The sequence below is a fragment of the Microbacterium sp. ZXX196 genome, from assembly GCF_009709595.1.
Taxonomy (GTDB): domain Bacteria; phylum Actinomycetota; class Actinomycetes; order Actinomycetales; family Microbacteriaceae; genus Microbacterium; species Microbacterium excoecariae.
Genome location: NZ_WMEE01000009.1, coordinates 18,158 through 41,990 on the forward strand (window position 1 = coordinate 18,158; position 23,833 = coordinate 41,990).

Below are 23,833 nucleotides of genomic sequence, written 5' to 3' on the forward strand. Positions count from 1 at the left end.
CGGGGCGCGCGACCTGGTCGCGCGCCCCGTGTGTCGTCTTCCGTCAGCTGAGCTCGTCGCCCTCGAGCAGGCTCGTCACGAGCGCCGCGATCTCGGAGCGCTCGGACCGGGTGAGCGTGACGTGCCCGAACAGCGCCTGGCCCTTGAGCGTCTCGATGACGCTCGCCACGCCGTCGTGCCGTCCGACGCGCAGGTTGTCGCGCTGCTGCACGTCGTGCGTGAGCACCACCTTCGAGTTCTGGCCGATGCGGCTGAGCACGGTGAGGAGGACGTTGCGCTCGAGCGACTGGGCCTCGTCGACGATGACGAAGGCATCGTGCAACGAGCGTCCGCGGATGTGCGTGAGCGGCAGGACCTCCAGGAGCCCCCGCTCGACGACCTCCTCCAGCACGTTGTCCGACACGACGGATCCGAGCGTGTCGAACACCGCCTGCCCCCACGGGTTCATCTTCTCGGCCTGGTCGCCCGGCAGATAGCCGAGCTCCTGCCCGCCGACCGCGAACAGCGGGCGGAACACGAGGATCCGCTTCTGCTGCTGCCGCTCGAGCACCGCCTCCAGGCCCGCGCACAGCGCGAGCGCCGACTTTCCGGTCCCCGCGCGCCCGCCGAGCGAGACGATGCCCACCTCGGGGTCGAGGAGCAGGTCGATCGCGATGCGCTGCTCGGCCGAGCGCCCGTGCAGGCCGAAGACGTCGCGGTCGCCGCGGACGAGGCGGAAGGAGCCGTCCGCGTCGGCCACCCGGCCGAGGGCGGATCCGCGCTCCGAGGAGATCACGAGGCCCGTGTTGACGGGGAGCCCCCGCGCGTCGTCGTGCATCGCGACCTCGGCCTCGTAAAGGTCGGCCATGTCGTCGCCCGAGACCGCGAGCGACGCGATGCCCGTCCATCCCGAGTCGACCGCCTGCTCGGCGAGATACTCCTCTGCCTGGATCCCGAGCGACGCGGCCTTGACGCGCATGGGCATGTCCTTCGACACGATCGTCACGTGCTGGCCGTCGGCCGCCAGGTGCGCCGCGACCGCGAGGATCCGCGCATCGTTGTCGCCCTGGCGCATGCCGCTCGGGAGCACCTGCGGATCCGTGTTGTTGAGCTCGACGCGCACGGTGCCGCCGTTCGCCGTCGGCACCGGAAAGTCCAGCCGGCCGTGCTCGACGCGCAGGTCGTCGAGGAGCCGCAGGGCCTGACGCGCGAAGTAGCCGATCTCCGGGTCGTGCCGCTTGCCCTCGAGCTCGGTGATCACGACGACGGGGATGACGACGGAATGCTCGGCGAATCGGAACAGCGCGCGCGGGTCGCTGAGCAGGACCGACGTGTCGAGCACGTAGGTCCAGAGGTCCGTGCGGGCGTCCGCCGGGGCGGAACGTGCGCGTCGGGTGGAATTCGTGGTGGCTGCAGTCACGGCCCACTCCCCTCAGCCGGGCTCTCGCCCGGTCCCTCGAGTCGACCTGTGGGCCACGAGTCGCGATCCAGAAGGCCGACCCGATCGGGCGCTCTGCCCGATGCCCTGACGGTAAATCACACCCGTGTGATTCGGAAGGGTCCTCAGCCGGATTTCACACGGCGTTCACGAACCGAGGCGCTACTTGCCGAAGCGGCGATCGCGGGAGCCGTAGTCGCGGATCGCGCGGAGGAAATCGACCTCGCGCAGGTCGGGGCCGAGCGCCTCGACGAAGTAGAACTCGCTGTGCGCGCTCTGCCACAGGAGAAAGTCGCTGAGGCGCTGCTCCCCCGAGGTGCGGATCACGAGGTCCGGATCCTTCTGGCCGCGCGTGTAGAGGTGCTCGCCGATCACGTCCGGCGTGAGGCTCGCCGCGAGCTCCTCGAGGGATCCGCCCCGCGCGTCGTGCTTCGCGATGATCTGCCGCACGGCGTCGACGATCTCGTTGCGGCCGCCGTACCCCACCGCGAGATTCACGTGCAGGCCGGTGTTCTCCTCCGTCCGCGACTCGGCGTCGCGGAGCGCGGCGAGGAGGAAATCGGGCAGCAGGTCGTCGCGGCCGACGTGCTGCACGCGCCAGTCGCCGCGGCGCGACAGCCGGCCCGCGAGGCCCGCGATAATCTCGATCAGGTCGGCGAGCTCGGCGGAATCGCGCTTGACGACGTTGTCCCCCGACAGGAGGTACAGCGTGACGACCTCGACGCCGAGATCGTCGCACCAGCCGAGGAAGTCGACCATCTTGGCCGCGCCCGCGCGGTGCCCGTGCGCGGGGGTTTCAAAGCCCAGCTGGCGCGCCCACCGGCGATTGCCGTCGATCATCATCGCCACGTGGTGAGGCACCCGTGCCGCGTCGATCTGACGGCGCAGGCGCGACGCGTAGAGGCGATAGAGGGGGCCCCTCCCCTCATTCGACCGCGAGCTCGTCACCACACCACGACGATACCGCGGTCGCTCCCGCACGCCGCATGTGTCGCTCCGGGCATACGCGGCGGCGTACGCTCGGCGGATGAGCCCGCGCGAGACGCCAGAGCCCACGACCGACGACGGCGCGCCCATGCCGCACCTTCCGCTGATCGAAGCGGATGCGACCCTTCCCTCCGAGGTCAAGCCCTCGTGGCGAGGCTGGATTCACGCGGGAACCTCCCCCGTCGCGTTGGCCGCCGGCATCGTGCTCATCGCCCTGGCGGACGGGACGGCCGCCAAGTGGGCATCGGCCGTGTTCATGGTGTCGTCCCTGATGCTCTTCGGAAACTCCGCCGTCTACCACCGGTTCAACTGGGGCCCGACGACGAAGGCCGTGCTCAAGCGGATCGACCACGCCAACATCCTGCTCCTGATCGCCGGGACGTACACGCCGATCGCCGTGCTGGCGCTCCCGCCCGAGAAGGGCGTGATCCTCCTGGTGGCGGTCTGGGGCGGGGCCGTGCTCGGGATCCTCTTCCGCGTGCTCTGGATCGGGGCGCCGCGATGGCTCTACGTCGCCCTCTATCTCGCGCTCGGGTGGGCGGCGGTCATGTACATGCCGGATCTGTTCCGCGCCAGCGTCCCGATGATGATCCTCGTGGTGATCGGCGGGGTTCTCTATTCCGCGGGCGCCGTGGTCTACGCCCTGAAGCGCCCGAACCCCTGGCCGAACCACTTCGGCTTCCACGAGATCTTCCACGTCTGCACCGTCCTGGCCTTCCTCTGCCACTGGACGGCGGCGCTCCTGATCGCGCTCGAGCCGGCGTTTAACGCGGGGTAGGCCCCCCGTCCCCGTTCGGCCGTTCCTCGTCGGGCGCGGATTCCGCGGGCCGCTCCGCCCGGGCGGCCGCCTCCTCGGCGTCCAGCATCTGCGTGACCTCTTCGCGGTACCGCACGCGACGCACGCGACGCAGCATATCGATCACGAGCAACACCACGGCGACGACGACGAGGACGACGATGAGGAAGCCCAGCGGGCCCGGCGTGACGAGGTCGGGATCGACGGTCTGCGTCGGAACGGGCGTCTCCTCGAGTCCCGTGAGAACGAGGGTGGTGAGGGCGCGCATCGACGGCTCCTGGGGTCACGACGGGTAATCTGGAACCTCCCCAGCCTATTCCTCCGACACCTGAGAGGCGCACGTGACGACCACCGCGGAGCTCGACGACCGATACGGCCGAACCGCGAGCGGATCCCGTCGGCGCGCGTGGTGGGTGGGGGGCATCGCCGCGATCGTCCTGGCAGTGGCGTATCTCGGGTGGACCGCGTACGCCGCGAACGCCCGCGCCGTGGACGTGGACGATCTCGGATTCGAGGTCACGGGATCCGGCGAGGTCGCCGTGTCCTTCCGCGTCACCTCGGCGGGCGACGAGCCGGTCGTGTGCGTCCTCGAGGCCCTCGACGAAAGCTTCGGCACGGTCGGGTGGCGCGTCGTCGAGCTCCCCGCCACGGGCGCCATCTCGGGGGACCACACCGAGACCGTGCGCACCGTCGCGGAGGCGACGACGGGATTCGTCAACTCCTGCACGCTCCGGTAGATTCTGTCGGATACCGATTCTCGGATCCCTCGATCTGCAAAAGGAGATCACCGTGTCGAACGAGACCTCGCCCTTCCTCACCCAGGAGGCCTACGATCGGCTCGCCGCCGAGCACGAGCGCCTCTCGACCGTCGGCCGCGAGGAGATCGCCAAGCGCATCGAGGCGGCGCGCGAAGAGGGGGACCTGCGCGAGAACGGCGGCTACCACGCCGCAAAGGACGAGCAGGGCAAGCAGGAGGCGCGGATCCGCCAGCTCGCCGCGATCCTCAAGGACGCGCAGATCAGCGAGGCCCCCGAGGCCGACGGCACCGTCGCCCCGGGCACCGTGATCACGGCGCGCATCCTCGGCGACGAGGAGAAGTTCCTCCTGGGGAGCCGGGAGATCGCGGGCGGCACCGAGCTCGACGTCTACAGCGAGCAGAGCCCTCTCGGATCCGCCATCATCGGCATGAAGGAGGGCGACACGGGCTCCTACACCGCGCCGAACGGCAAGGAGATCCCGGTCGAGATCGTCAAGGTCGAGACCTTCACGGGCTGAGACCCGCCCACGAGAAACGGCCCCGCCTCGGCGGAGCCGTTTCTCGTTGTCCGATCAGTCCGGGACGATCTCGGGCCGGAACCCGCCGCCGCGGAGCGCTTCAAGCACGAGCGTGCGGTGCTCCTCGCCGCGCGTTTCGACCGAGATCTGCAGCACGACCTCGCTGATCTGCATGCCCTGCCCGTGCCGGGTGTGCAGGACCTCGATCACGTTGGCGCCCGTCTGGGCGAGCAGCTCGGAGACCTGGACGAGCTGACCCGGGCGGTCGGGCAACGGGATCCGGATCGTCATGTAGCGGCCCGCCGCGGCAAGGCCGTGCGAGACGACGCGCTGCAGGAGCAGCGGGTCGATGTTGCCCCCGGAGAGGATGACGGCCGTCTTGCCCTGCGCGCGGACCTTGCCCGCGAGGATCGCCGCGACGCCGACCGCACCGGCCGGCTCGACGACCTGCTTCGCGCGTTCGAGGAGGGAGAGCAGCGCGCGGGCGATGTCATCGTCGCTGACGGTCACGACCTCGTCGACCAGCTCGTGGATCAGCTGGAAGGGCAGATCGCCGGGTCGCGCAACGAGGATCCCGTCCGCGATCGTCGGCTGCGTCGTGACGGACACGGGCGCTCCGGCCTCGAGCGAGGGCGGGTAGGCGGCGGCGTTTTCCGCCTGGACGCCGATGATCCGGATGTCCCGGCCCTCCGCGCGGGCCTTGGCCTTGGCCGCCGCGGCTACGCCCGAGATGAGCCCTCCCCCGCCGATCCCCGTGATGATCGTCTCGACGTCGGGCGCCTGTTCGAGCAGCTCCAGCCCGAGCGTTCCCTGGCCGACGATGATGTCGCGGTGATCGAAGGGGTGGATGAGCACCGCTCCCTCGCGCTCGGCGTGCTCGGCCGCGAGCCGCAACCCGACCTCGACCGTCGCCCCCTCGAGCACCACCTCGGCCCCGTACCCGCGCGTCGCGAGGAGCTTCGGCACCGGCACGCCGAGCGGCATGTAAATCGTGGCGGGGATCCCGAGCTGCTGCGCGGCCAACGCCACGCCCTGCGCGTGGTTGCCCGCCGATGCCGCGACGACCCCGCGCGAGCGCTCCTCGGCCGTCAGGCGCGAGAGGCGGTGCGTGGCCCCGCGCACCTTGAAGGACCCGGTGCGCTGAAGGTTCTCCAGCTTGAGGATCACCTCCTCGCCGAGCACCTCGCTCAGATGCTGCGACGCCTGAATCGGCGTCCGCTCGATCACGGGCGCGAGGCCGCGCGCGGCCTCGGCGAACTCCTCGAGCGACGGCATCTCGACATCGGTCATGCGTTCTCCTCCTCGCCTCGCCCGATCTTCCTGGGCTCGGTTCTCCAGATCAAATCCTGCTCGGGCAGGTCTCCCGAGTGCCACGACCGCGACGACAGCGTCACGGCGACGACGTTGACGAACGCCGCGAGCGGAACGGCGAACAGCGCGCCCGCGATGCCTCCCGCCATGGATCCGGCCATCACGACGAGCACGACCGCGAGCGGGTGCACGCGCACCGCCGCGCCCATGATGAGCGGCTGCAGCACGTGGCTCTCGAGCTGCTGGACCGCGAGCACGACCGCGAGCATCGCGATCGCGATGAGGGGGCCGTTGTAGACCAGGGCGATGAGCACGGCCAGAGCGCCCGACACGATCGCGCCGACGAAGGGCACGAACGACGCCAGGAAGACCACGACGCCAATGGGGATGGCGAGCGGGACGCCGAGGAGGGCGGCGCCGAGGCCGATCCCGAGGCCGTCGATCGACGCGACGAAGATCTGCGTGCGGGCGTAGTTCATCAACGTCGCCCACCCGTTGCGCGCCGCCGCGTCCACCGCGTCACGGGCGCGCGACGGGAAAAGCCGGACCGTCCATCGCCAGATGCCCTCCCCGTCCGTGAGGAGGCAGACCAGCGTGAAGGCCGCGAGGAGGGCCCCCGCGGCTACATGACCGACGGTGGTCCCGACCGACCACGCCCCGGTCAGCAGCACGTGGCTCTGCTCGCGCAAGAAGTCCGCCGCGAACCCCAGGATCTCCTCCACCTGATCCGCCGGGAGGATCCCCGTCTGCAGCACCCACTCCTGGAACTGTGCCCAGCGCTCGGCGCCCCGAGCCTGGACCTCCTCCGCCTGTTCCCGCACCTGCCACACGACCAGCCAGACCAAACCCGTGATGAGGCCGAGGGTCGTCACGAGAGAGACAACGATCGCCACGGCTCGCGGCACGCGCCGGCGGAGCATCCACGAGAATCCGGGCCACAGCAGCGCCGCGAGGAGCACCGCGATCAGGACGGGCACGACGAGGAGGGTGAACTCGATCACGAGCCACACGATGAGCGCGACGACGCCCGCCACCACGAGCAGGCGCCACCCGTAGGCCGCGGCAATCTGCAGGCCGCGTGGGACGGTGTCCGTCACGGTCTCCTCGATGCGCGCCCGGTCCCGCTGCGGTGCGGTGCGGCGGCCGAACGGGCCGCGCCTCCGGGCGTTTACGCTCATTCCTGGGAGTCTATTCCCCGCGCGCCCGCGCGCGTGTCAGAACTGGACGCGCGGAGGCTGCCGCACGGCCGACGCGTGGGGCGCCTCGAAGAACTCGCGCTCGGACGCGCCGACTCCTCCGGCGAACATGCGCGCGGGGAAATGGCGGATCTTGACGTTCACCTCTCGCGCGCCGCCGTTATAGGAGCGGCGCGCGGACTGCACGTCGTTCTCCGCGTCCACGAGTTCCCGCGAGAGCGCGAGGAATCCCGTGTCGGACTGGAGCGCCGGATACCCCTCCGCCACAGCCATGAGGCTCGCGACCGACGCCTGCAGGTGCTGATCCGCAGCGCCGGCCGCGGTCGGCCCGCTCGCCGCGAGCACCTCGCCGCGGGCGCGCGACGCGTTCTCGAACACGGCCTTCTCGTGATCCGCGTGCGCGCGCACTGCGTCGATGGCCTGCGGCACGAGCTCCGCCCGGCGCGCGAGGGCGGCCTCGACGACCTCCCACTGCTCCTGGACGCGGGCCTCGAGAGCCGCGAGCGAGCGATAGGACGCCCAGAGGTACACGCCGGCGACGACAACGACCGCGACCGCGATCAGGACAGGAACGAACCATTCCATGTGTGAGAACTCCCGTGTTTGACCGCACCCATCGTACGTGCGCGGCGGACCACGCAGCCTGAGGACGGAGCGATCAGCCAGCGACGGCGCGCGTGCTCGCCGACACCCACGCCTCGAGCTTCGCCGTGGCGCGACCGTCATCCACGGCCGCCGCGGCCTCCTCGAGCGCCTCGCGCAGGCGAGCGATGAGATTGCGATCAGCCTGCGTCGGGTCCTGCGACAGCCGATACGCGACGATGCCGGCCGCTGCGTTCAGGAGCACGACGTCTCGGACGGGACCGCTCTCGCCCCCCAGCGTGCGACGCAGGGTCGCCGCGTTGTCTGCGGGGGTTCCCCCCAGGAGATCCTCGATCGTCGCGGTGGGGAGTCCGACGTCGCGCGGGTGGACGTCGAACTCATGCATGTCGCCGTTAAAGATCTGCCAGATGCGGCTGTATCCGGTCGTCGTCAGCTCATCGAGGCCGTCCTCTCCGCGGAAGACGAGCGCCGTCGCCCCGCGGGTTCGGAACACGCCCGTGATGATCGGCACGGTCGCGGCCGAGGCCACGCCGACCGCGTTCGCCTCGGCGCGGGCGGGGTTCACGAGCGGGCCAAGGAAGTTGAACACGGTGGGCACGCCGAGCTCCGCGCGCACGGGCGCCGCGTGCTTGAACCCCGGGTGGAAGGCCGCGGCCCAGGCGAACGTGATGCCCGCCTCGTCGAGGACCCCCGCGACGCGATCCGGGGAGAGCCGCAGGTCGATCCCGAGCTCGCTCAGCACGTCCGAGGACCCGGCGCGCGAGCTGACCGCGCGGTTGCCGTGCTTGACCACGGGAATGCCGGTGGCCGCGACAATGATCGACGCGGTCGACGAGATGTTGACCGTCCCGTAGCGGTCGCCGCCGGTTCCCACAATGTCGAGCACGTCCGGATCCACCGGGAGCGGCACCGCGGCATCCAGGATCGCGTCGCGAAAGCCGATCACCTCCTCCACCGATTCGCCCTTGGCGCGCAGGGCCGTCAGGAGGCCGCCAAGCTGCGCAGGCGAGGCGTCGCCAGACATGACCTGTCGCATGGCCCACTCCGCCTGTGAGACGGTCAGGTCGTCTCCGGCGACGACGGTGGTGAGGATGTCGGGCCAGCGGAACTGCGTCATGGTGCCGATGGTAGGGGATCGACCGGGATGTCGACACGGCGTAGAAATTCGACCGCGGCCCTCGCCTCCCCGCCGCCGAATCCGCTTCTCGCTCTACGACCTGCACTTTCTCACCCGAGCTCTGGGCGATTCACGGGAAGCGCATATGCGAGGTAAGGGCCGCCTCACACGCGAAGATGCAAAAATCCCCGCTCGGTATCGGCAATAATGGTTGGGTGACGACCCCAGCTACGTATGCCCCCGCACCCAGAACGGTGAAGCGCCCCGATCCTGTCAGCGTCGGCACGATCGTGTGGCTCGGCTCCGAGGTGATGTTCTTCGCGGGCCTCTTCGCGATCTACTTCACGCTCCGCAGCACCTCCCCCGGGCTGTGGGAAGAGCAGACGTCCGCGCTCAACATCCCGTTCGCCTTCATCAACACCGTGATCCTGGTGCTGTCCTCGGTGACGTGCCAGTTCGGCGTGTGGGCGGCCGAGCGCCTCCAGCCCTACAACGTCAAGGGGCGCGGCTGGCGCAGCATCGGCATGGTCCCGTGGTTCTGGATCACCTTCGCGCTCGGCGCGGTCTTCGTGTCCGGGCAGGTGTGGGAGTACGCCCAGCTGGTCCACCACGGCGTCACGCTCTCCGGCGATTCCTATGGCTCGGCGTTCTACCTCACCACGGGCTTCCACGCCCTCCACGTGACCGGCGGCCTCGTGGCATTCCTGCTCACGATCGGACGCGCGTTCGCCGTGAGGAAGTTCACCTTCAAGGAGGCCCGGACGGCGATCGTTGTGTCCTACTACTGGCACTTCGTCGACGTCGTCTGGATCGCCCTGTTCGCCGTCATCTACTTCCTGCAGTAAGAGCGGAGCACTACGCAACATGTCTCGAGTGAAGAAAACGCGCCGCTCCCAGGGCCGTCGCAGCCCGTTCGCCGCAGCCGCGCTGATCGCCGTCGGTCTCCTCATGACCGGCGGTCTCTACGCGGGCGCCACCGCCGCCGTCGCGTCGACCGGTGAGTCGGCCCAGACGACGAGCGCGAGCGTCGACGTCGAGGACGGCGAGAAGCTGTTCCAGGCGAACTGTGCCACGTGCCACGGCCTCAACCTCGAGGGCACCGACAACGGCCCCGCCCTCACGGGCGTCGGCGCGCTCGCCGTCGAGTTCCAGGTCTCCACGGGCCGCATGCCCATGCAGATGCAGGGCCCGCAGGCCGATCAGAAGCCCGTGCAGTTCACGGAGGACCAGATCCTCTCGATGGCCGAGTACGTGCAGTCCGTCGCCCCGGGCCCGGACTTCCCGAGCGAGGAGGTCCTCGACGGTGAGGGCGACGTGTCGCGCGGCGCGGAGTTGTTCCGCATCAACTGCGCCATGTGCCACAACGTCGCCGCCGCGGGCGGTGCGCTCACCGAGGGCAAGTTCGCCCCGGACATCCAGGACACCTCCGCGCTGCACATCTACGCCGCGATGGTGACCGGCCCCCAGAACATGCCCGTGTTCAACAACATGAACCTCACGGAAGAGGACAAGCGCGACATCATCTCGGCGCTCCTCTACCAGCAGGAGGCCCAGGCACCCGGCGGATTCACGCTCGGCTCGCTCGGCCCCGTGTCCGAGGGTCTGTTCATCTGGATCTTCGGTATCGGCGGACTCATCGCCGTCGCCGTCTGGATTACGGCGAAGTCGAACTGAGCATGGCGAACGACGAGGACGTGACAAGGAGCACGATGGCACACGACGATTCGACGGGTGTGGAGAAGGCGCAGCAGCCCTCTTCCGGCCTGGCCGTCGCGATCGACGACCCGGTGAAGAACCCGGGCCTCCCGCCGCACCGGGAGCGCATCACCGACAAGGATCCGAAGGCGGCGCGCCGCGCCGAGCGGACGATCTACACCCTCTTCTACATCTCGGTGGCCGCCAGCATCTGGGCCGTCGCGGCGTACATGCTCTTCCCCATCGAGGACATGGAGTTCTCCTCGATCCGGAACAACAACCTCTACATCGGGCTCGGCATCGCGTTCGCGCTCCTCGCCATCGGCGTGGGCGCGATCCACTGGTCGAAGTCGATCATGAGCGACAAGGAGCACGTCGAGGAGCGTCACCCGACGCGCGGGACCGTCGAGACGCGCGAGGGCGCGACCGACGTGTTCCGGCAGGCGAATGAGGAGTCGGGCTTCGGGCGTCGCAAGATGATCCGGAACTCGCTGTTCGCCGCGCTGGCCGCCTCCATCCTCCCCGGCATCACGCTGTTCCGTGGCCTCGCGCCGAACGACGGCAACGACCCCGTGGAGCTCCTCAAGCACACGATGTGGGCCGAGGGCGAGCACCTCACGCGCGACCCCGAGGGCACGCGCATCAAGGCCTCCGACGTGACGCTCGGATCCGCGTTCCACGTGATTCCCGAGTCGCTCGCGGGCCTCAGCCACCACGACGGCTACCTCAACGAGAAGGCCAAGGCGATGGTGCTCATGGTGCGCATGCGCCCCGAGCAGCTGACCGAGAGCGAAGAGCGCAAGGACTGGTCGTACGACGGCATCGTGGCCTACTCGAAGGTCTGCACGCACGTCGGCTGCCCCGTCGCGCTGTACGAGCAGCACACGCACCACCTGCTGTGCCCGTGCCACCAGTCGCAGTTCGACGTGTCGGACGAGGCCAAGGTCGTGTTCGGGCCGGCGTCGCGCCCGCTGCCGCAGCTGCCGATCACGGTGGACGACGAGGGTTACCTCGTCGCGCAGAGCGACTTCACCGAGCCCGTCGGCCCGACCTTCTGGGAGATCCATTGAGCACCGCCACCGCTACAGAAGAGAAGAAGGCGCCGCTGGGCGGGCGGTTCGTCGGCGCGACCGCGAACTATCTGGACGAGCGCACGAGCCTCTCGGGCCTCGTCAAGGCACTCGGCCGCAAGGTCTTCCCCGACCACTGGTCGTTCATGCTCGGCGAGATCGCCCTGTGGTCGTTCGTCGTCGTCCTGATTTCGGGAACCTTCCTGACGTTCTTCTTCCAGGCCTCGATGGTCGAGACCTACTACTACGGCGCGTACGAGCCCATGCGCGGCATCGCGATGTCGGCCGCCATGGAGTCGACGCTGCACATCAGCTTCGACCTGCGCGGTGGCCTCCTCGTGCGGCAGCTGCACCACTGGGCCGCGCTGACCTTCGTCGCCGGAATCGGCGTGCACATGCTGCGCGTGTTCTTCACGGGCGCGTTCCGTAAGCCCCGCGAGCTCAACTGGGTGGTCGGCTTCGTGCTGTTCGTCCTCGCCATGGCCGAGGGCTTCACGGGCTACTCGCTCCCGGACGACGTGCTCTCGGGCAACGGCCTACGCATCATCGACGGCATGATCAAGGGCATCCCGGTGATCGGGCCGTGGACCTCGTACCTGCTCTTCGGCGGCGAGTTCCCGGGCGACGCGATCGTGGGCCGGCTGTACACGCTGCACATCCTCATTCTCCCGCTGCTCGTCATCGCGCTGATCGCCGTGCACCTCGTGCTCATGATCGTCAACAAGCACACGCAGTTCGCGGGCCCCGGCCGCACGAACAACAACGTCGTGGGCTACCCGATGATGCCCGTGTACATGTCCAAGATGGGTGGGTTCTTCTTCATCGTCTTCGGCGCGCTCGTCCTGATCGCCGCGACGGTGCAGATCAACCCGATCTGGGGCTACGGACCCTACGACCCCTCCCCCGTCTCGGCGGGAACCCAGCCCGACTGGTACATCGGCTTCGCCGACGGCGCCCTGCGCCTCGCCCCGTCGCACTGGGACGTCAACATCGGCCCGTACGTGGCTCCCATGGGCGTGCTCGTGCCGCTCCTCGTGCTCGTGCTGTTCATCGTCATCGTGGCGATCTACCCGTTCATCGAGGCGTGGGTCACGGGCGACAAGCGCGAGCACCACATCGCGCAGCGTCCGCGCAACGCGGCGACGCGCACCGCGATCGGCGCGGCGGGCGTGTGGTTCTACGCCACGCTGTGGGCCGCCGCTTCCTCGGACCTCATCGCGACGCACTTCCGCCTCACGATGGAGGGCGTCATCCACATGCTGCAGGCCGGGCTCATCCTCGGCACGGTGGTGGTGTACTTCATCACGAAGCGCATCTGCATCGCCCTGCAGAAGAAGGATCGCGAGATCGCGCTGCACGGCTACGAGTCGGGCCGCATCGTGCGCCTCCCGGGCGGCGAGTACCAGGAGGTTCACAAGCCGGTCGACGCGTACGAGCGCTGGAAGCTCGTCGCCGACGAGACGTACGAGCCGCTGATCGCGCGCCCGAACGCGGACGGTCGGATCACCGGGGGCCAGAAGTTCCGCGCGGCACTGTCGCGCTGGTTCTTCGAGGACCGCCTGCAGCCGCTCACCAACGCCGAGTACGAGGCGGCGCTGCACCACCAGCAGCACACGCTCGCCGACCACGGCCAGCCGCCGGCGCTCGACGGCCACGGTCACGTGATCGACGAGGACGGCGAGAAGTCACACTAACCTCGGTCAGGAAATGCCCCCGGACGACGCGTCCGGGGGCATTTTCGTGTGCCGGCGCCGCGACCCGCGCGGACGTGGAGGGAGCCCCCTCCCCCGCCCCGGGCGCGCCGGCGGCCGCGGAACGCCCACGGCGCCGGTGTGGTGGGCGACGCGGTGCAGCTGAGCGACGCGAACGGTGACGACGCTGACGTCGCGCACGTGTGCGCCCGGCAGCGTCGCTCCCCGCCCGAGTCGCGCACATGCACCCGGATCGACGCTCGAGGCACGCATATGAGCGACCCGAAGGAGGATCACCCGCTCCACGTCGCTCACATCCACCCGGATCCGCACTCCCGTCGCAGTAATGAGCGACCGCAACGCCGCGCGCGCCTCCCTCTTCCGACGAAGGCGGGCCGACATGTGTGCCAGCCTGCCCGTCCTCGCGTCGCCTGAGGCCCTGTCCGAGCGCGAACGGCGCTCCCTGAGCGTCTGCCGGCTATGTCCGAGCGCGAGCGGGCCTGCCAGAGCGCCTGCGGGCCCGCCACCGCGCGTCCGCGGGCCTGCCAGCGCATCTGCGGGGGCCTCACGAGCGCCAGCGGGCGCCCAGCCGCAGCCCAACGCGTCCTCGCCCCTTCTGCAGCCCTCCCCCAATCGCCCGCGCGCTCCCCGACGGCGCGCTCCCCGACATCTCGGACGGGATGCGGATCCCTGGATCCTGACGTCGCCCCGCTCGCGCGGCGCCTGCAGGCGCGCTGGGCGCACGAAAAAGGGGCCAGGCACGAATGTGTGCCTGGCCCCTTTCTCGCGCGGTGCGGGTCAGCGGGCGAAGTTCCCGCGGTAGTACTCGTACACCCAGCCCACGAGGCCGACGATCAGGAGACCTGCCGCCACGGGAATGAGGAAGTGCGCCGTTGCCAGCGAGATCATACCGACCGCGGGCGCCGCGGCCAGCACGAGCGGCCACCAGGACCAGGGGCTGAACTCGCCCTGCTCCATCTCGCCGTCGTCGATGTCGGCGTCCAGCCGGTCCTCCGGGAGCTCGACGCCGTGCTGCGCCTTGTAGAGCCGGTGGATGAAGAAGGAGATCATGCCGGACATGAACACGAGGAACAGCAGCGCGGCGGAGCCGACCCACTCGATCCCGTCATACCAGGCGCCGGTCTCCCCGTGCGCGATGATGTTCCACGCCGTGTAGACCGCGAAGCAGAGGAAGAAGAATCCAGTGAGGAGCCACCAGATACCGATCTGAGACTTCATTTACTTCGTGCCTCCCTGCGACGCGGGCACGGGGGCCTTCGTCGGGTCGTAGTCGTCGAGCGACTCCGGGTGGTTCAGGTCGAACGCGGGGCGCTCCGAACGGATCCGCGGGATCGACGAGAAGTTGTGGCGCGGCGGCGGGCAGCTCGTCGCCCACTCGAGCGATCCGCCGTAGCCCCAGGGGTCGTTGACCGTGACCTTCGGCGCCTTGCGGGCCGTGATCCACACGTTCAGGAAGAACGGGATCATTGACGACGCGAGGACGATCGATCCGATCGTCGAGAGCTGGTTCTCCCACTGCCAATTATCCGCCGGCGAGTAGTCCGCGTAGCGGCGCACCATGCCGTCGACGCCCAGCCAGTGCTGGATGAGGAACGTCATGTGGAAACCGATGAACAGAAGCCAGAAGTGCACGTAGCCGAGGCGCTCGTTGAGCATCTTCCCCGTCCACTTCGGCCACCAGAAGTAGAAGCCCGCGAACATCGCGAACACGACCGTGCCGAAGACGACGTAGTGGAAGTGCGCGACGACGAAGTACGAGTCGCTCAGGTGGAAGTCAAGCGGCGGCGCGGAGAGGATGACGCCCGTGAGGCCACCGAACACGAAGGACACGAGGAAGCCGAGCGAGAACAGCATCGGCGTCTCGAAGGTGATGGATCCGCGCCAGAGCGTTCCGATCCAGTTGAAGATCTTCACGCCCGTGGGCACCGCGATCAGCATCGTCATGAGCGCGAAGAACGGCAGCAACACGCTGCCCGTGACGTACATGTGGTGCGCCCAGACCGACACCGACAGCGCGGCGATCGCGATCGTCGCGTAGACGAGGGTCTTGTATCCGAAGATCGGCTTGCGGCTGAAGGCCGGGAAGATCTCCGAGACGATGCCGAAGAACGGCAACGCGATGATGTACACCTCGGGGTGTCCGAAGAACCAGAACAGGTGCTGCCAGAGGAGCACGCCACCGTTGGCCGGGTCGTACACGTGGGATCCGAAGATGCGGTCGCTCGCGGCCGCCAGCATCGCCGCGGCGAGCACGGGGAAGGCGATGAGGATGAGCAGGCTCGTGATGAGCGTGTTCCAGGTGAAGATCGGCATGCGCCACATCGTCATGCCGGGGGCGCGCATCGTGATGATCGTCGTGATGAAGTTCACGGCGCCGAAGATCGTGCCGAAGCCCGACAGGCCGAGGCCGACCATCCAGAGGTGACCGCCGACGCCGGGCGAGAACGAGGCGTTCGCGAGCGGCTGGTACGCGAACCACCCGAAGGAGGCGGCGCCCTGCGGGGTGAGGAAGCCGGCGACGGCGATCAGCGAACCGAAGATAAACAGCCACAGCGCGAACGCGTTCAGGCGCGGGAACGCGACGTCCGGCGCGCCGATCTGCAGCGGCAGCAGCGCGTTCGCGAAGCCCGCGAAGAGCGGCGTCGCGAACATCAGCAGCATGATCGTGCCGTGCATCGTGAACAGCTGGTTGTACTGCTCCTTGGTCGGCACGATCTGCATGCCGGGAGCGAACAGCTCGGCGCGGATGATGAGGGCCATCACGCCGCCGAGGAGGAAGAAGATCAGCGAGGCGATGAGGTACATGTACCCGATCGTCTTGTGGTCGGTGGACGTGATCCACCGCACGATGATGTTGCCCTTCTCCGCCGTGCGCGACCCGCTCAGGAGAGCGGCCTGGCGCGGAGGGAGCGTTGCCGTGGCGGTCATGCTCAGTGTCCTTCCTCGGCCGCGTCCTGCGACCCATCCGTGCCCGGGCTGTTCTGTAGGCGGTCGTACGCGTCGTTCACGTCTCCCGTGCTGCCCGCGGCCTCGAGGTCGGCGACGTACTGCTCATACTCGGCCTCGCTGACGACCTCGACGTTGAAGAGCATCATCGAGTGGTACTCGCCGCACAGCTCGGCGCACTTGCCGGCGTACGTGCCCTCACGCGTCGGGATGAACGACCACGAGTTGTCGTGGCCGATGTACATGTCCTTCTTGTACAGGAAGTCGATGATCCAGAACGAGTGGATCACGTCGCGCGACTGCAGGTCGATCGTGACCTTCTTGTCGACCGGGAGGACGAGCGTCGGCAGCTCCTCCTGGTTGATCGAGCCGTCGGCCGCGGGCTGGGCCTGAACGCCCATCGTGTAAACCGTCTCGTCGCCGGGAGCGGCCTCGTTGTACTGGAAGTCCCAGGACCACTGCTTCGCGATCGCGGTGATGGACACCTCGACCTCGTCGTCGGCCCAGGGCTTTTCGATCGCGGTCTGCTCGCGGGCGGTGAACGCGAACAGGCCGATCACGAGGATCATCGGCACCGAGGTGAAGAAGATCTCGATCGGCATGTTGTAGCGCATCTGCACCGGCAGACCCGTCTGCCCCTTGCGGCGACGGTAAACGATCATCGCCCAGAGCATCAGGCCCCACGTGATGAGACCGACGACGAGCGCCACGATCCACGAGCCGACCCAGAGGGACGCGATGCCCTCGGTCTGGTTCGTCGTCGGAGTGCCCGAGCTGTCGAAGCCCGGGAGGTATCCGTGAAGCTCTGTGGGAGTGCACCCGGAAAGGGCGGCGGCAGCCGCGGCGATCACGGGGACCGCGGCCCAGCGGATTCGGCGTTTCGACGGCACGAATTCACCTTTCGAACATGGATGTGGCTTCCTCCATCCTATGGCAAGCGCACACCGCGTTCATGCCACCCTCCCAGCGAGCCGCGCCGCGCCCCCGCACGCAAAAGCGCCCCATGCCGCGCGGGCACGGGGCGCTTTTCTCGCGCTGATCAGTGGAAGCTGTCGCCGCAGGCACAGCTGCCGGACGCGTTCGGGTTGTCGATCGTGAATCCCTGCTCCGAGATCGTGTCCTTGAAGTCGATCGACGCGCCGTCGAGATACGGCACGGACATATTGTCGACGATGACCTCGACGCCCTCGAAGTCGACGGTCTCGTCGCCCTCCAGGTAGCGCTCGTCGAAGTAGAGCTGGTAGATCAGGCCCGAGCAACCCCCGGGCTGCACGGCGACGCGCAGGCGCAGATCGTCGCGGCCCTCCTGCTCCAGCAGGCTCTTCACCTTTGCCGCGGCGGCGTCGGTGAGGCTCACGCCGTGGGCGTTGTCGGTCGCCTCGGCGGTCATGGTGGTGTCCGTCATCGCAGAACTCCTCTCCGTTGTTCTCACCGCGCTCGCGGCGTCTGCATTCAATTGTATCGGCGCGCCGGGCGCGCGGTCTCCGTTACGGCGCGGATCGCTCGTTGAGGCGCGCGAGCAGCAGCGCCTCGGAGCGGATCGCGTGCCGGAAGGTGTCGATGTGCAGAGACTCGTTGGGGCTGTGGGCGCGCGAGTGCGGGTCCTCGACGCCTGTCACGAGCACCTGCGCGCCCGCGAACCGCTCGACGAGATCGGAGATGAAGGGGATGGATCCGCCCACCCCGTAGTCGACGGACGGCACGCCGTACCCGTCGGCGAGCGCGCGCCGAGCCTCGCTGATCGCCCACCCGTCGGTGTCGACGAGGACGCTGTCACCGAGGTCGATCTCGCTGAACTCGAGCTGCGCGCCGAAGGGCGCATGGGCACGCAGGTGGCGCTCGATCGCCGCATACGCCTCGGCCGAGCTCTGCCCCGGCGCGACGCGGCAGCTCAGAACCACCGTCACCTCAGGCGAGAGGGTATTACTCGCGGACGCGACGGGGGTGAAGTCGATGCCCGTCACGGTGACGGTCGGCTTGTTCCAGATGCGGCTGAGGATCGTACCGTCGCCCACGGGAGACACGCCATCGAGGAGGCCGGTCTCGGAGCGCAGTTGCGCCTCGTCGTAGGCGGGCGTCGGCGCGTCGCGCACGGCCAGCCCGTCGACCGCGACGGATCCGTTCTCGTCCCACATCGTGCCGAGCAGCCGGATCGTCGCCATCATGGCGTCGGGGACGGCGCCGCCGAACATCCCGGAGTGCGACGCGTGCTCGAGGGTGCGGACGGTGAGATGGAAGTGGGCGTTGCCGCGCAGCGACACCGTGACGGCCGGGGTGTTCGCGTCCCAGTTTCCGGAATCGGCCACGACGATCACGTCGGAGCGCATCTCGTCCGCATGGGCCTCGAGGAAGGGCACGAAGGAGCGGGATCCGTACTCCTCCTCCCCCTCGACGAACAGCACGATGCCGAGGTCGAGGTCGTCGCCCACCGTCTCCGCGAGCGCGCGGAGGGAGGCGATGTGGGTCATGACGCCCGCCTTATCGTCGGCGGCGCCGCGAGCGTAGATCCGGCCGTCGCGCACGGTCGGCTCGAACGGGGGCGTCTCCCACAGGGCCTCGTCCCCCGGGGGCTGCACGTCGTGGTGGGCGTACAGCATCACCGTGGGGCGCCCGGCGCGCGCGGGGCGCACGGCGAGAACGGCCGGCTGCCCGAGCTCGCCGTCGCCGTCCGCCACCGGCGCGCGGGCGACCTCCACGCGGGAGAACAGGCCCGTGTCCTCGGCCAGCTGGGCGATCCGGTGCGCGCTCTTCTCCAGCTGCGAGGCGTCGAACGCGGGCCAGGCGATGCCGGGGATCCGCACGAGCTCGCCGAGCGAGGCGACAGCCGCCGGGAATCCCCCGTCGACGGACCGGACAATCGCCTCGTCGGTATCGGACAGGTCACGAGAAGCGGGCTCGGAAGTCATGCGGGTAATCTTAGGTGGATACCCGTGTCCCCACTCCCGAGGTTCCCTCATGGCCAAGAACGCTGCATCCGCCGACGACGCGCCCGTCGAGGCCCCGACCGGTAAGGGGCGGCCCACGCCGTCGCGCGCCGAGCAGGAGGCCAAGCGCCTGCGCCCGCTCGTGCCGAACACGAAGGAGGCCAAGCGCGCCGCCCGCGCCGATATGCGATCCCGGCAGGAGCGCGCGCGGGTGGGCATGGCGAACGGCGAGGACCGTTACCTCGGGCCCCGCGACAAGGGGCCGCAGCGCCGGTTCGCGCGCGACTGGGTCGACGCGGGGTGGCACCTCGGCGAGTTCCTCATGCCGATGATGGTCGTCGTCATCGTCCTGACCTTCATCCCCTCGACCATCACGCAGACCTGGTCGTTCCTCGCGCTCTGGGCCTACATCCTCTTCGTCGTGGCGGACATGATCTTCCTGGCCTCCCGCGTGAAGAAACGGGCCGCGGAGAAGTTCGGCGCCGACAAGCGCGAGAAGGGCCTCGGGATGTACGCCGCGATGCGCTCCGTGCAGATGCGGATGATGCGCATGCCCAAGCCGCAGGTGCGCCGCGGCGAGTACCCCGCGCTCTGAACCTGATCACGCACGAAGCGGGCGGCGCCTCTCGGAGGCGCCGCCCGCTTCGTGCGTGAGTCGTCAGGCGGCCAGGGCGCGGTTGATCTCGCGCGCCCAGAGCGGCCCGCGGTAGATGAATCCGGTGTAGCCCTGCACGAGCGTCGCGCCCGCGTCCAGCCGCTCGCGGACGTCGGCGCCCGTCTCGACGCCGCCGACCGAGATCACGCAGAAGGACGGATCCGGCGCGGCCTCGCGCACGAGGCGCAGCACCTCGAGCGAGCGGGCCTTCACGGGCCGTCCCGACACGCCGCCGGCCCCCATGCGCTCCACCTCGCCCTGCGGTGTCGCAAGCCCCTCGCGGGAGATCGTCGTGTTCGTCGCGACGAGGCCGTCCAGCCCGAGGTTGACGGCGAGGTGCGCGATCGCGGCGACCTCGTCGTCCGGCAGGTCCGGAGCGATCTTCACGAGCAGCGGGGTGCCGCCCGAGGCATCCCGCACCGCCTCGAGCAGGGGGCGCAGCGTCTCGACGGCCTGGAGCCCGCGCAGGCCCGGGGTGTTCGGCGAGGAGACGTTGACGGCGAGGTAGTCCGCCACGGGCGCGAGCGCCCGCGCGCTGCGCACGTAATCCGCCGTGGCATCCTCGACCGCGACGACCCGGCTCTTGCCGATGTTCGCGCCCACGACGGCGCCTCGACGACGCAGCCGCGCGATGCGGCGCGCCGCCGCGCGCGCCCCCTCGTTGTTGAACCCCATGCGGTTCAGGAGACCCCGATCGGCGACGAGGCGGAAGAGCCGGGGACGCTCGTTGCCGGGCTGCGGGATCGCCGTCACGGTCCCGATCTCGACATGACCGAACCCGAGCGCGTCGAGGCCGCGCACGCCCACCGCGTTCTTGTCGAAACCCGCCGCGACGCCGAACGGCGTGGGGAAGGTCCGCCCGAGGGCGGTGGTCTCGAGACACGAATCCGGCGCGGCAAAGCGGCGGACGACGGGGGCGATCGGCCGCGATCCGAGGACGCGGATGGCGGTCATTCCGAGGTCGTGCGCGAGTTCCGGATCCATGCGCCGGAAGACGCTGCGGAACACGAGGTCGTAGAGCATCGGGTCACTCCCCCTGGGTGCGGTGGTCGGCGCGGAGGTCCGCGATGGCGGCCTCGAAGTCCTCGAGGGACGCGAACGCCTGGTAGACGCTCGCGAAACGCAGGTAGGCGACCTCGTCGAGCTCGCGGAGCGGGCCGAGAATCGCGACGCCGATGTCGCCCGCCTCGAAGGTGCTCTGACCGGTTTGGCGCAACGCCTCCTCGACCTTCTGCGCGAGCAGCGCGAGGTCGTCGTCGGTCACGGGCCGCCCCTGGCACGCCTTGCGCGCGCCGGAGATGACCTTGTCGCGCGAGAACGGCTCGACCGCGCCGGAGCGCTTGACGACGTTGAGGCTCGCGGTCTCGACCGTCGAGAAGCGCCCGCCGCACTCGGGACACTGGCGGCGACGGCGGATCGACAGCCCGTCGTCGCTCGTTCGGGAGTCGATGACGCGGGAGTCAGGATGGCGGCAGAAGGGGCAATGCATAGCGGAACGAGCCTACTCGGAGCGCCGCGAGATCCCCGTCACGCGAAGCGCGCGGTGATCGCCTCGCCATGTCCGGGAAGGTCCTCCGCGTTCGCGAGGGCCACGATCCGGTCGGCCACGACGCCGAGGGCGTCCCGGTCGTATCGGACCACCTGCTGCGGCCGGAGGAACGTGTAGGCGCCGAGCCCCGAACCGTACCGAGACTGGCCGCCCGTCGGCAGGACGTGGTTGCTGCCGGCCATGTAGTCGCCGAGGCTCACGGGCGAGGCGGCACCGACGAACACCGCCCCGGCGTTCGTGTAGCGCGCCGCCGCCGCATCGGCGTCGGCGAGGTGCAGCTCGAGGTGCTCGGGGCCATAGGCGTTGCTGACGCGCTCCATGTCGCTCGCCGAGTCGACGAGGACGATCGCGGACTGGGGACCCGCGAGGGCCGCGGCCACGCGCTCGGCGTGGCGCGTGCGCGGGGCGAGGTCGGCCAGGGCGCGCGCGACCGAATTCGCGATCTCCTCCGAGGTCGTCACGAGCACGGATGCCGCCTGCTCATCGTGTTCCGCCTGGCTGATGAGGTCGTACGCGACCAGCCGCGGATCCGCGGTCTCGTCCGCCACGATGAGGATTTCGGTCGCACCGGCCTCCGCGTCGGTGCCCACCAGGCCGGCGACGACCCGCTTGGCCGCCGCAACGAAGTTGTTGCCGGGCCCCGTGACGACGTCGACGGGCGCGAGGGACAGCGCCGGCACGCCGTGGGCCAGCGCGCCGATCGCGCCCGCGCCACCCATGGCGTATACCTCGTCGACACCGAGGAGCCCGGCGACCGCGAGGATCGTCGGGTGCACGCGGCCGCCCTGGTCGGCCTGCGGCGGCGAGGCCAGCGCGAGCGACGCGACGCCGGCCACCTGCGCCGGGACGACGTTCATGACGACGCTCGACGGGTAGACCGCCTTGCCGCCAGGAATGTACACGCCCGCGCGCCCGACGGGTTGCCAGCGCTGGTCGACGACCGCCCCCGGCCCGAGCCGTGTGGAACGCGGATCCGGAACTTGCGCCGCCGACGCCTCGCGCACGCGCGCGATCGCCTCGTCAAGCGCGGCGCGCACGTCGGGCTGCAGGCTTGCGAGCGCCTCGTCGATGTGCGCGCGCGGTACGCGCACGTCGTGACCGGCGACGCCGTCGAAGCGCTCGGCCTGCTCGCGGAGGGCGGCCTCGCCGCGGTCACGCACGTCCGCGACGATCCGCTCGGCCGCGTCGCGGGCCGCCGCGAGCGCCTCCGTGGCGCGCGGAACCGCGTCGAGGAGGTCGCGCGCGGAGAGCGTTCGGGAGCGCAGGTCAATCGTGCGCATGGGTGTCGCCGTCCTTCGAAGAGTCGATCAGCCGCGGGTGACGCCGCTGGTGTCGTGTAGGTATCCGATGCGGCCGTCGTCATGGCGGACGACGAAGTATGCGCCGCGGTCCTCGAGCACGAGGGCCCAGGCGGTCGGGCCGATCCGGAAGCTCGGGTTCCCCGCGACGTCGTGCACGTCGCGCTCCACGGGGACGAGGGCCCAGAAGGGCTGGTCCGCGGGCGCAGGCTCGGCCGCGAGAGGCCCATCGAAGACCGCCGTCGCGGCGTTGTCCTGCCACGCCGCGGCCTGCTCGGGCGCCGCCTGCTCGTCGACCGTCTGCTCCGGGGCCGCGGCCTCGGGCACCGCCTGTGCGGAAGCCGGCTGTTCGGGCACCGCCTGCGTGGCGGACTCGTGCTCGGGGGCGGGCACGCCTGCCGATGCGCCCTCAGCGCCCTCCCGCGGCGCGGTCGCCTGCGGGACGGCCGCCACGGGCTGCGAAGCCGCGGTGTCGGTCGGTGCGGGCGCCGCCGCCGGGGTGTACCCGGGCCATCCCTGCTCGGACGGCGACGCGTACGGGTGCGCGGCCTGCGGAGACGACTGCGTGGCGTGCGCACCCGGCTCCTCGGCGGAGGCGGGCGCGGGGTGCTGCTGCCAGGCCGACGGGATCGGCTGCGGGCGCGGCGTGCGCAGGAGAGGCCGGACCGGGCGCGCGGTCGCGTGGGCCGGGACCTCGTCGCGCTCCGCGAAGTCCTCGCGGAACGGCGGCAGGAAGCGGCCGAACACGGTCAGCGCGATGCCCGCGAGCGCGACGAGGGAAGCGATCCAGACGACGGCGCCGAGCATGGCGCCGAGCTGGACCCACGTGATCCCGAGGTTCAGCCAGACGTAGGCGGACACGGCGAAGGCGACCGAGGCGAACTGATCGATGCCGAGCGCGCCGACGTTGCGGAAACCCTTGACGAACCGGCGCAGGCCGATGAGGACCACCGCCGCCACGGGGAATCCGACCGCGCCGACCCAGCTGATGCCGAAGCTCCAGATCGGCGCGTACACGCCGCGCCCGAAACCGCTGATCTGCACGACCGACACGAACGACAGCACGAACAGGACCAGCCCGAGGCTGAGCAGGATCCATTCGCGCAACGTGAACGGCCCGAGGCCCTGCTGCGCGTTGTGCGGCGGCTCCTCGAGGGGCGTGTCGACGGTCATCTGCTGCACGAAGCGCGGCTGCTGCTCGCCCTGCGAGAAGGCGCCGGGCTGCGGCGCGTTGGCATCAGTCACTGTGGGATCCTCTCCGTCGCGCCGGGCGCGATCCGTC

24 protein-coding genes are annotated in these 23,833 nt (G+C 69.8%); 8 read left to right on the top strand and 16 right to left on the bottom strand.

Going from position 1 to position 23,833, the window contains the following annotated elements; all coding sequences use genetic code 11:
• Positions 1-43 precede the first annotated feature (43 nt).
• On the bottom strand, positions 44-1,321 hold the full coding sequence (locus GJQ66_RS09045; RefSeq protein ID WP_368732847.1) for a PhoH family protein: 1,278 nt from the start codon (positions 1,319-1,321) through the stop codon (positions 44-46).
• A 258-nt stretch (positions 1,322-1,579) separates the two neighbouring features.
• Entirely contained in the window at positions 1,580-2,365 is a 786-nt protein-coding gene (locus GJQ66_RS09050) for an isoprenyl transferase (protein ID WP_368732848.1), read from the bottom strand.
• A 127-nt stretch (positions 2,366-2,492) separates the two neighbouring features.
• Here GJQ66_RS09050 and GJQ66_RS09055 point away from each other — a divergent pair, with 127 nt between their 5' ends.
• Entirely contained in the window at positions 2,493-3,182 is a 690-nt protein-coding gene (locus tag GJQ66_RS09055; protein WP_155049070.1) for a hemolysin III family protein, read from the top strand.
• Here the strand turns inward: GJQ66_RS09055 and GJQ66_RS09060 are convergent.
• On the bottom strand, positions 3,169-3,468 hold the full coding sequence (locus GJQ66_RS09060; protein WP_155049010.1) for a hypothetical protein: 300 nt from the start codon (positions 3,466-3,468) through the stop codon (positions 3,169-3,171). The two genes, GJQ66_RS09055 and GJQ66_RS09060, sit on opposite strands and share 14 nt — an antisense overlap.
• A 73-nt stretch (positions 3,469-3,541) precedes the next feature.
• Between GJQ66_RS09060 and GJQ66_RS09065 the strand changes: the two genes are divergently transcribed.
• Entirely contained in the window at positions 3,542-3,937 is a 396-nt protein-coding gene (locus GJQ66_RS09065) for a DUF4307 domain-containing protein (protein ID WP_155049011.1), read from the top strand.
• Between the two features lie 52 nt (positions 3,938-3,989).
• On the top strand, positions 3,990-4,475 hold the full coding sequence (gene greA / locus GJQ66_RS09070) for a transcription elongation factor GreA (RefSeq protein ID WP_166317048.1): 486 nt from the start codon (positions 3,990-3,992) through the stop codon (positions 4,473-4,475).
• 54 nt (positions 4,476-4,529) lie between these two features.
• Here the strand turns inward: greA and ilvA are convergent, their stop codons facing one another.
• The 4 genes from ilvA to trpD all read right to left on the bottom strand — a co-directional run bounded on the left by ilvA (position 4,530) and on the right by trpD (position 8,702).
• On the bottom strand, positions 4,530-5,765 hold the full coding sequence (ilvA, locus tag GJQ66_RS09075; RefSeq protein WP_155049013.1) for a threonine ammonia-lyase: 1,236 nt from the start codon (positions 5,763-5,765) through the stop codon (positions 4,530-4,532).
• Entirely contained in the window at positions 5,762-6,964 is a 1,203-nt protein-coding gene (locus GJQ66_RS09080; protein ID WP_155049014.1) for an AI-2E family transporter, read from the bottom strand. Before GJQ66_RS09080 ends, ilvA begins: the two co-directional genes overlap by 4 nt.
• Before the next feature lie 36 nt (positions 6,965-7,000).
• Positions 7,001-7,567, bottom strand: coding sequence for a LemA family protein (locus tag GJQ66_RS09085; protein WP_155049015.1), 567 nt, complete (start codon positions 7,565-7,567; stop codon positions 7,001-7,003).
• Positions 7,568-7,640: 73 nt separating this feature from the next.
• A complete protein-coding gene (trpD, locus tag GJQ66_RS09090) occupies positions 7,641-8,702 on the bottom strand; it encodes an anthranilate phosphoribosyltransferase (protein WP_155049016.1) in 1,062 nt (353 codons plus the stop codon).
• A gap of 176 nt (positions 8,703-8,878) precedes the next feature.
• On the opposite strand from trpD, the gene GJQ66_RS09095 reads away from it, so the two are divergent.
• From GJQ66_RS09095 to GJQ66_RS09110, 4 genes are read left to right on the top strand one after another with little or no spacing between them, the layout of a single operon-like run.
• Positions 8,879-9,547 carry a heme-copper oxidase subunit III gene (locus tag GJQ66_RS09095; RefSeq protein WP_155049017.1) on the top strand — a complete coding sequence of 223 codons (669 nt, stop codon included), beginning with the start codon at positions 8,879-8,881 and terminating at the stop codon, positions 9,545-9,547.
• Between the two features lie 19 nt (positions 9,548-9,566).
• Positions 9,567-10,376, top strand: coding sequence for a cytochrome c (locus GJQ66_RS09100; protein WP_155049018.1), 810 nt, complete (start codon positions 9,567-9,569; stop codon positions 10,374-10,376).
• A gap of 35 nt (positions 10,377-10,411) precedes the next feature.
• Positions 10,412-11,467 carry a ubiquinol-cytochrome c reductase iron-sulfur subunit gene (locus GJQ66_RS09105; protein WP_155049019.1) on the top strand — a complete coding sequence of 352 codons (1,056 nt, stop codon included), beginning with the start codon at positions 10,412-10,414 and terminating at the stop codon, positions 11,465-11,467.
• Positions 11,464-13,161 (top strand): ubiquinol-cytochrome c reductase cytochrome b subunit, encoded by a 1,698-nt coding sequence (locus GJQ66_RS09110; RefSeq protein ID WP_155049020.1) that lies wholly within the window; start codon positions 11,464-11,466, stop codon positions 13,159-13,161. Before GJQ66_RS09105 ends, GJQ66_RS09110 begins: the two co-directional genes overlap by 4 nt.
• Before the next feature lie 795 nt (positions 13,162-13,956).
• On the opposite strand, the gene GJQ66_RS09115 is transcribed toward GJQ66_RS09110, so the two are convergent.
• From GJQ66_RS09115 to GJQ66_RS09135, 5 genes are all read right to left on the bottom strand, one after another.
• Positions 13,957-14,397 (bottom strand): cytochrome c oxidase subunit 4, encoded by a 441-nt coding sequence (locus GJQ66_RS09115; protein WP_155049021.1) that lies wholly within the window; start codon positions 14,395-14,397, stop codon positions 13,957-13,959.
• Positions 14,398-16,107: a cytochrome c oxidase subunit I gene (gene ctaD, locus GJQ66_RS09120; protein ID WP_155049022.1), complete on the bottom strand. Its 1,710-nt coding sequence runs from the start codon at positions 16,105-16,107 to the stop codon at positions 14,398-14,400.
• Positions 16,108-16,109: 2 nt separating this feature from the next.
• Positions 16,110-17,015 (bottom strand): cytochrome c oxidase subunit II, encoded by a 906-nt coding sequence (gene coxB / locus GJQ66_RS09125; protein WP_166317018.1) that lies wholly within the window; start codon positions 17,013-17,015, stop codon positions 16,110-16,112.
• A 149-nt stretch (positions 17,016-17,164) separates the two neighbouring features.
• Positions 17,165-17,530 carry an iron-sulfur cluster insertion protein ErpA gene (gene erpA, locus GJQ66_RS09130; protein WP_155049023.1) on the bottom strand — a complete coding sequence of 122 codons (366 nt, stop codon included), beginning with the start codon at positions 17,528-17,530 and terminating at the stop codon, positions 17,165-17,167.
• An 82-nt stretch (positions 17,531-17,612) separates the two neighbouring features.
• Positions 17,613-19,031, bottom strand: coding sequence for a dipeptidase (locus tag GJQ66_RS09135; RefSeq protein ID WP_155049024.1), 1,419 nt, complete (start codon positions 19,029-19,031; stop codon positions 17,613-17,615).
• A gap of 49 nt (positions 19,032-19,080) precedes the next feature.
• Here GJQ66_RS09135 and GJQ66_RS09140 point away from each other — a divergent pair, with 49 nt between their 5' ends.
• Positions 19,081-19,644, top strand: coding sequence for a DUF3043 domain-containing protein (locus GJQ66_RS09140; protein ID WP_155049025.1), 564 nt, complete (start codon positions 19,081-19,083; stop codon positions 19,642-19,644).
• Between the two features lie 63 nt (positions 19,645-19,707).
• Here GJQ66_RS09140 and GJQ66_RS09145 read toward each other — a convergent pair whose 3' ends face one another.
• From GJQ66_RS09145 to GJQ66_RS14695, 4 genes are read right to left on the bottom strand one after another with little or no spacing between them, the layout of a single operon-like run.
• Positions 19,708-20,727: a quinone-dependent dihydroorotate dehydrogenase gene (locus GJQ66_RS09145; RefSeq protein ID WP_155049026.1), complete on the bottom strand. Its 1,020-nt coding sequence runs from the start codon at positions 20,725-20,727 to the stop codon at positions 19,708-19,710.
• A gap of 4 nt (positions 20,728-20,731) precedes the next feature.
• A complete protein-coding gene (nrdR, locus tag GJQ66_RS09150; protein WP_155049027.1) occupies positions 20,732-21,193 on the bottom strand; it encodes a transcriptional regulator NrdR in 462 nt (153 codons plus the stop codon).
• Positions 21,194-21,231: 38 nt separating this feature from the next.
• Positions 21,232-22,533, bottom strand: coding sequence for a histidinol dehydrogenase (hisD, locus tag GJQ66_RS09155; protein ID WP_155049028.1), 1,302 nt, complete (start codon positions 22,531-22,533; stop codon positions 21,232-21,234).
• 27 nt (positions 22,534-22,560) lie between these two features.
• Entirely contained in the window at positions 22,561-23,796 is a 1,236-nt protein-coding gene (locus tag GJQ66_RS14695; protein ID WP_368732832.1) for a hypothetical protein, read from the bottom strand.
• Positions 23,797-23,833 lie beyond the last annotated feature (37 nt).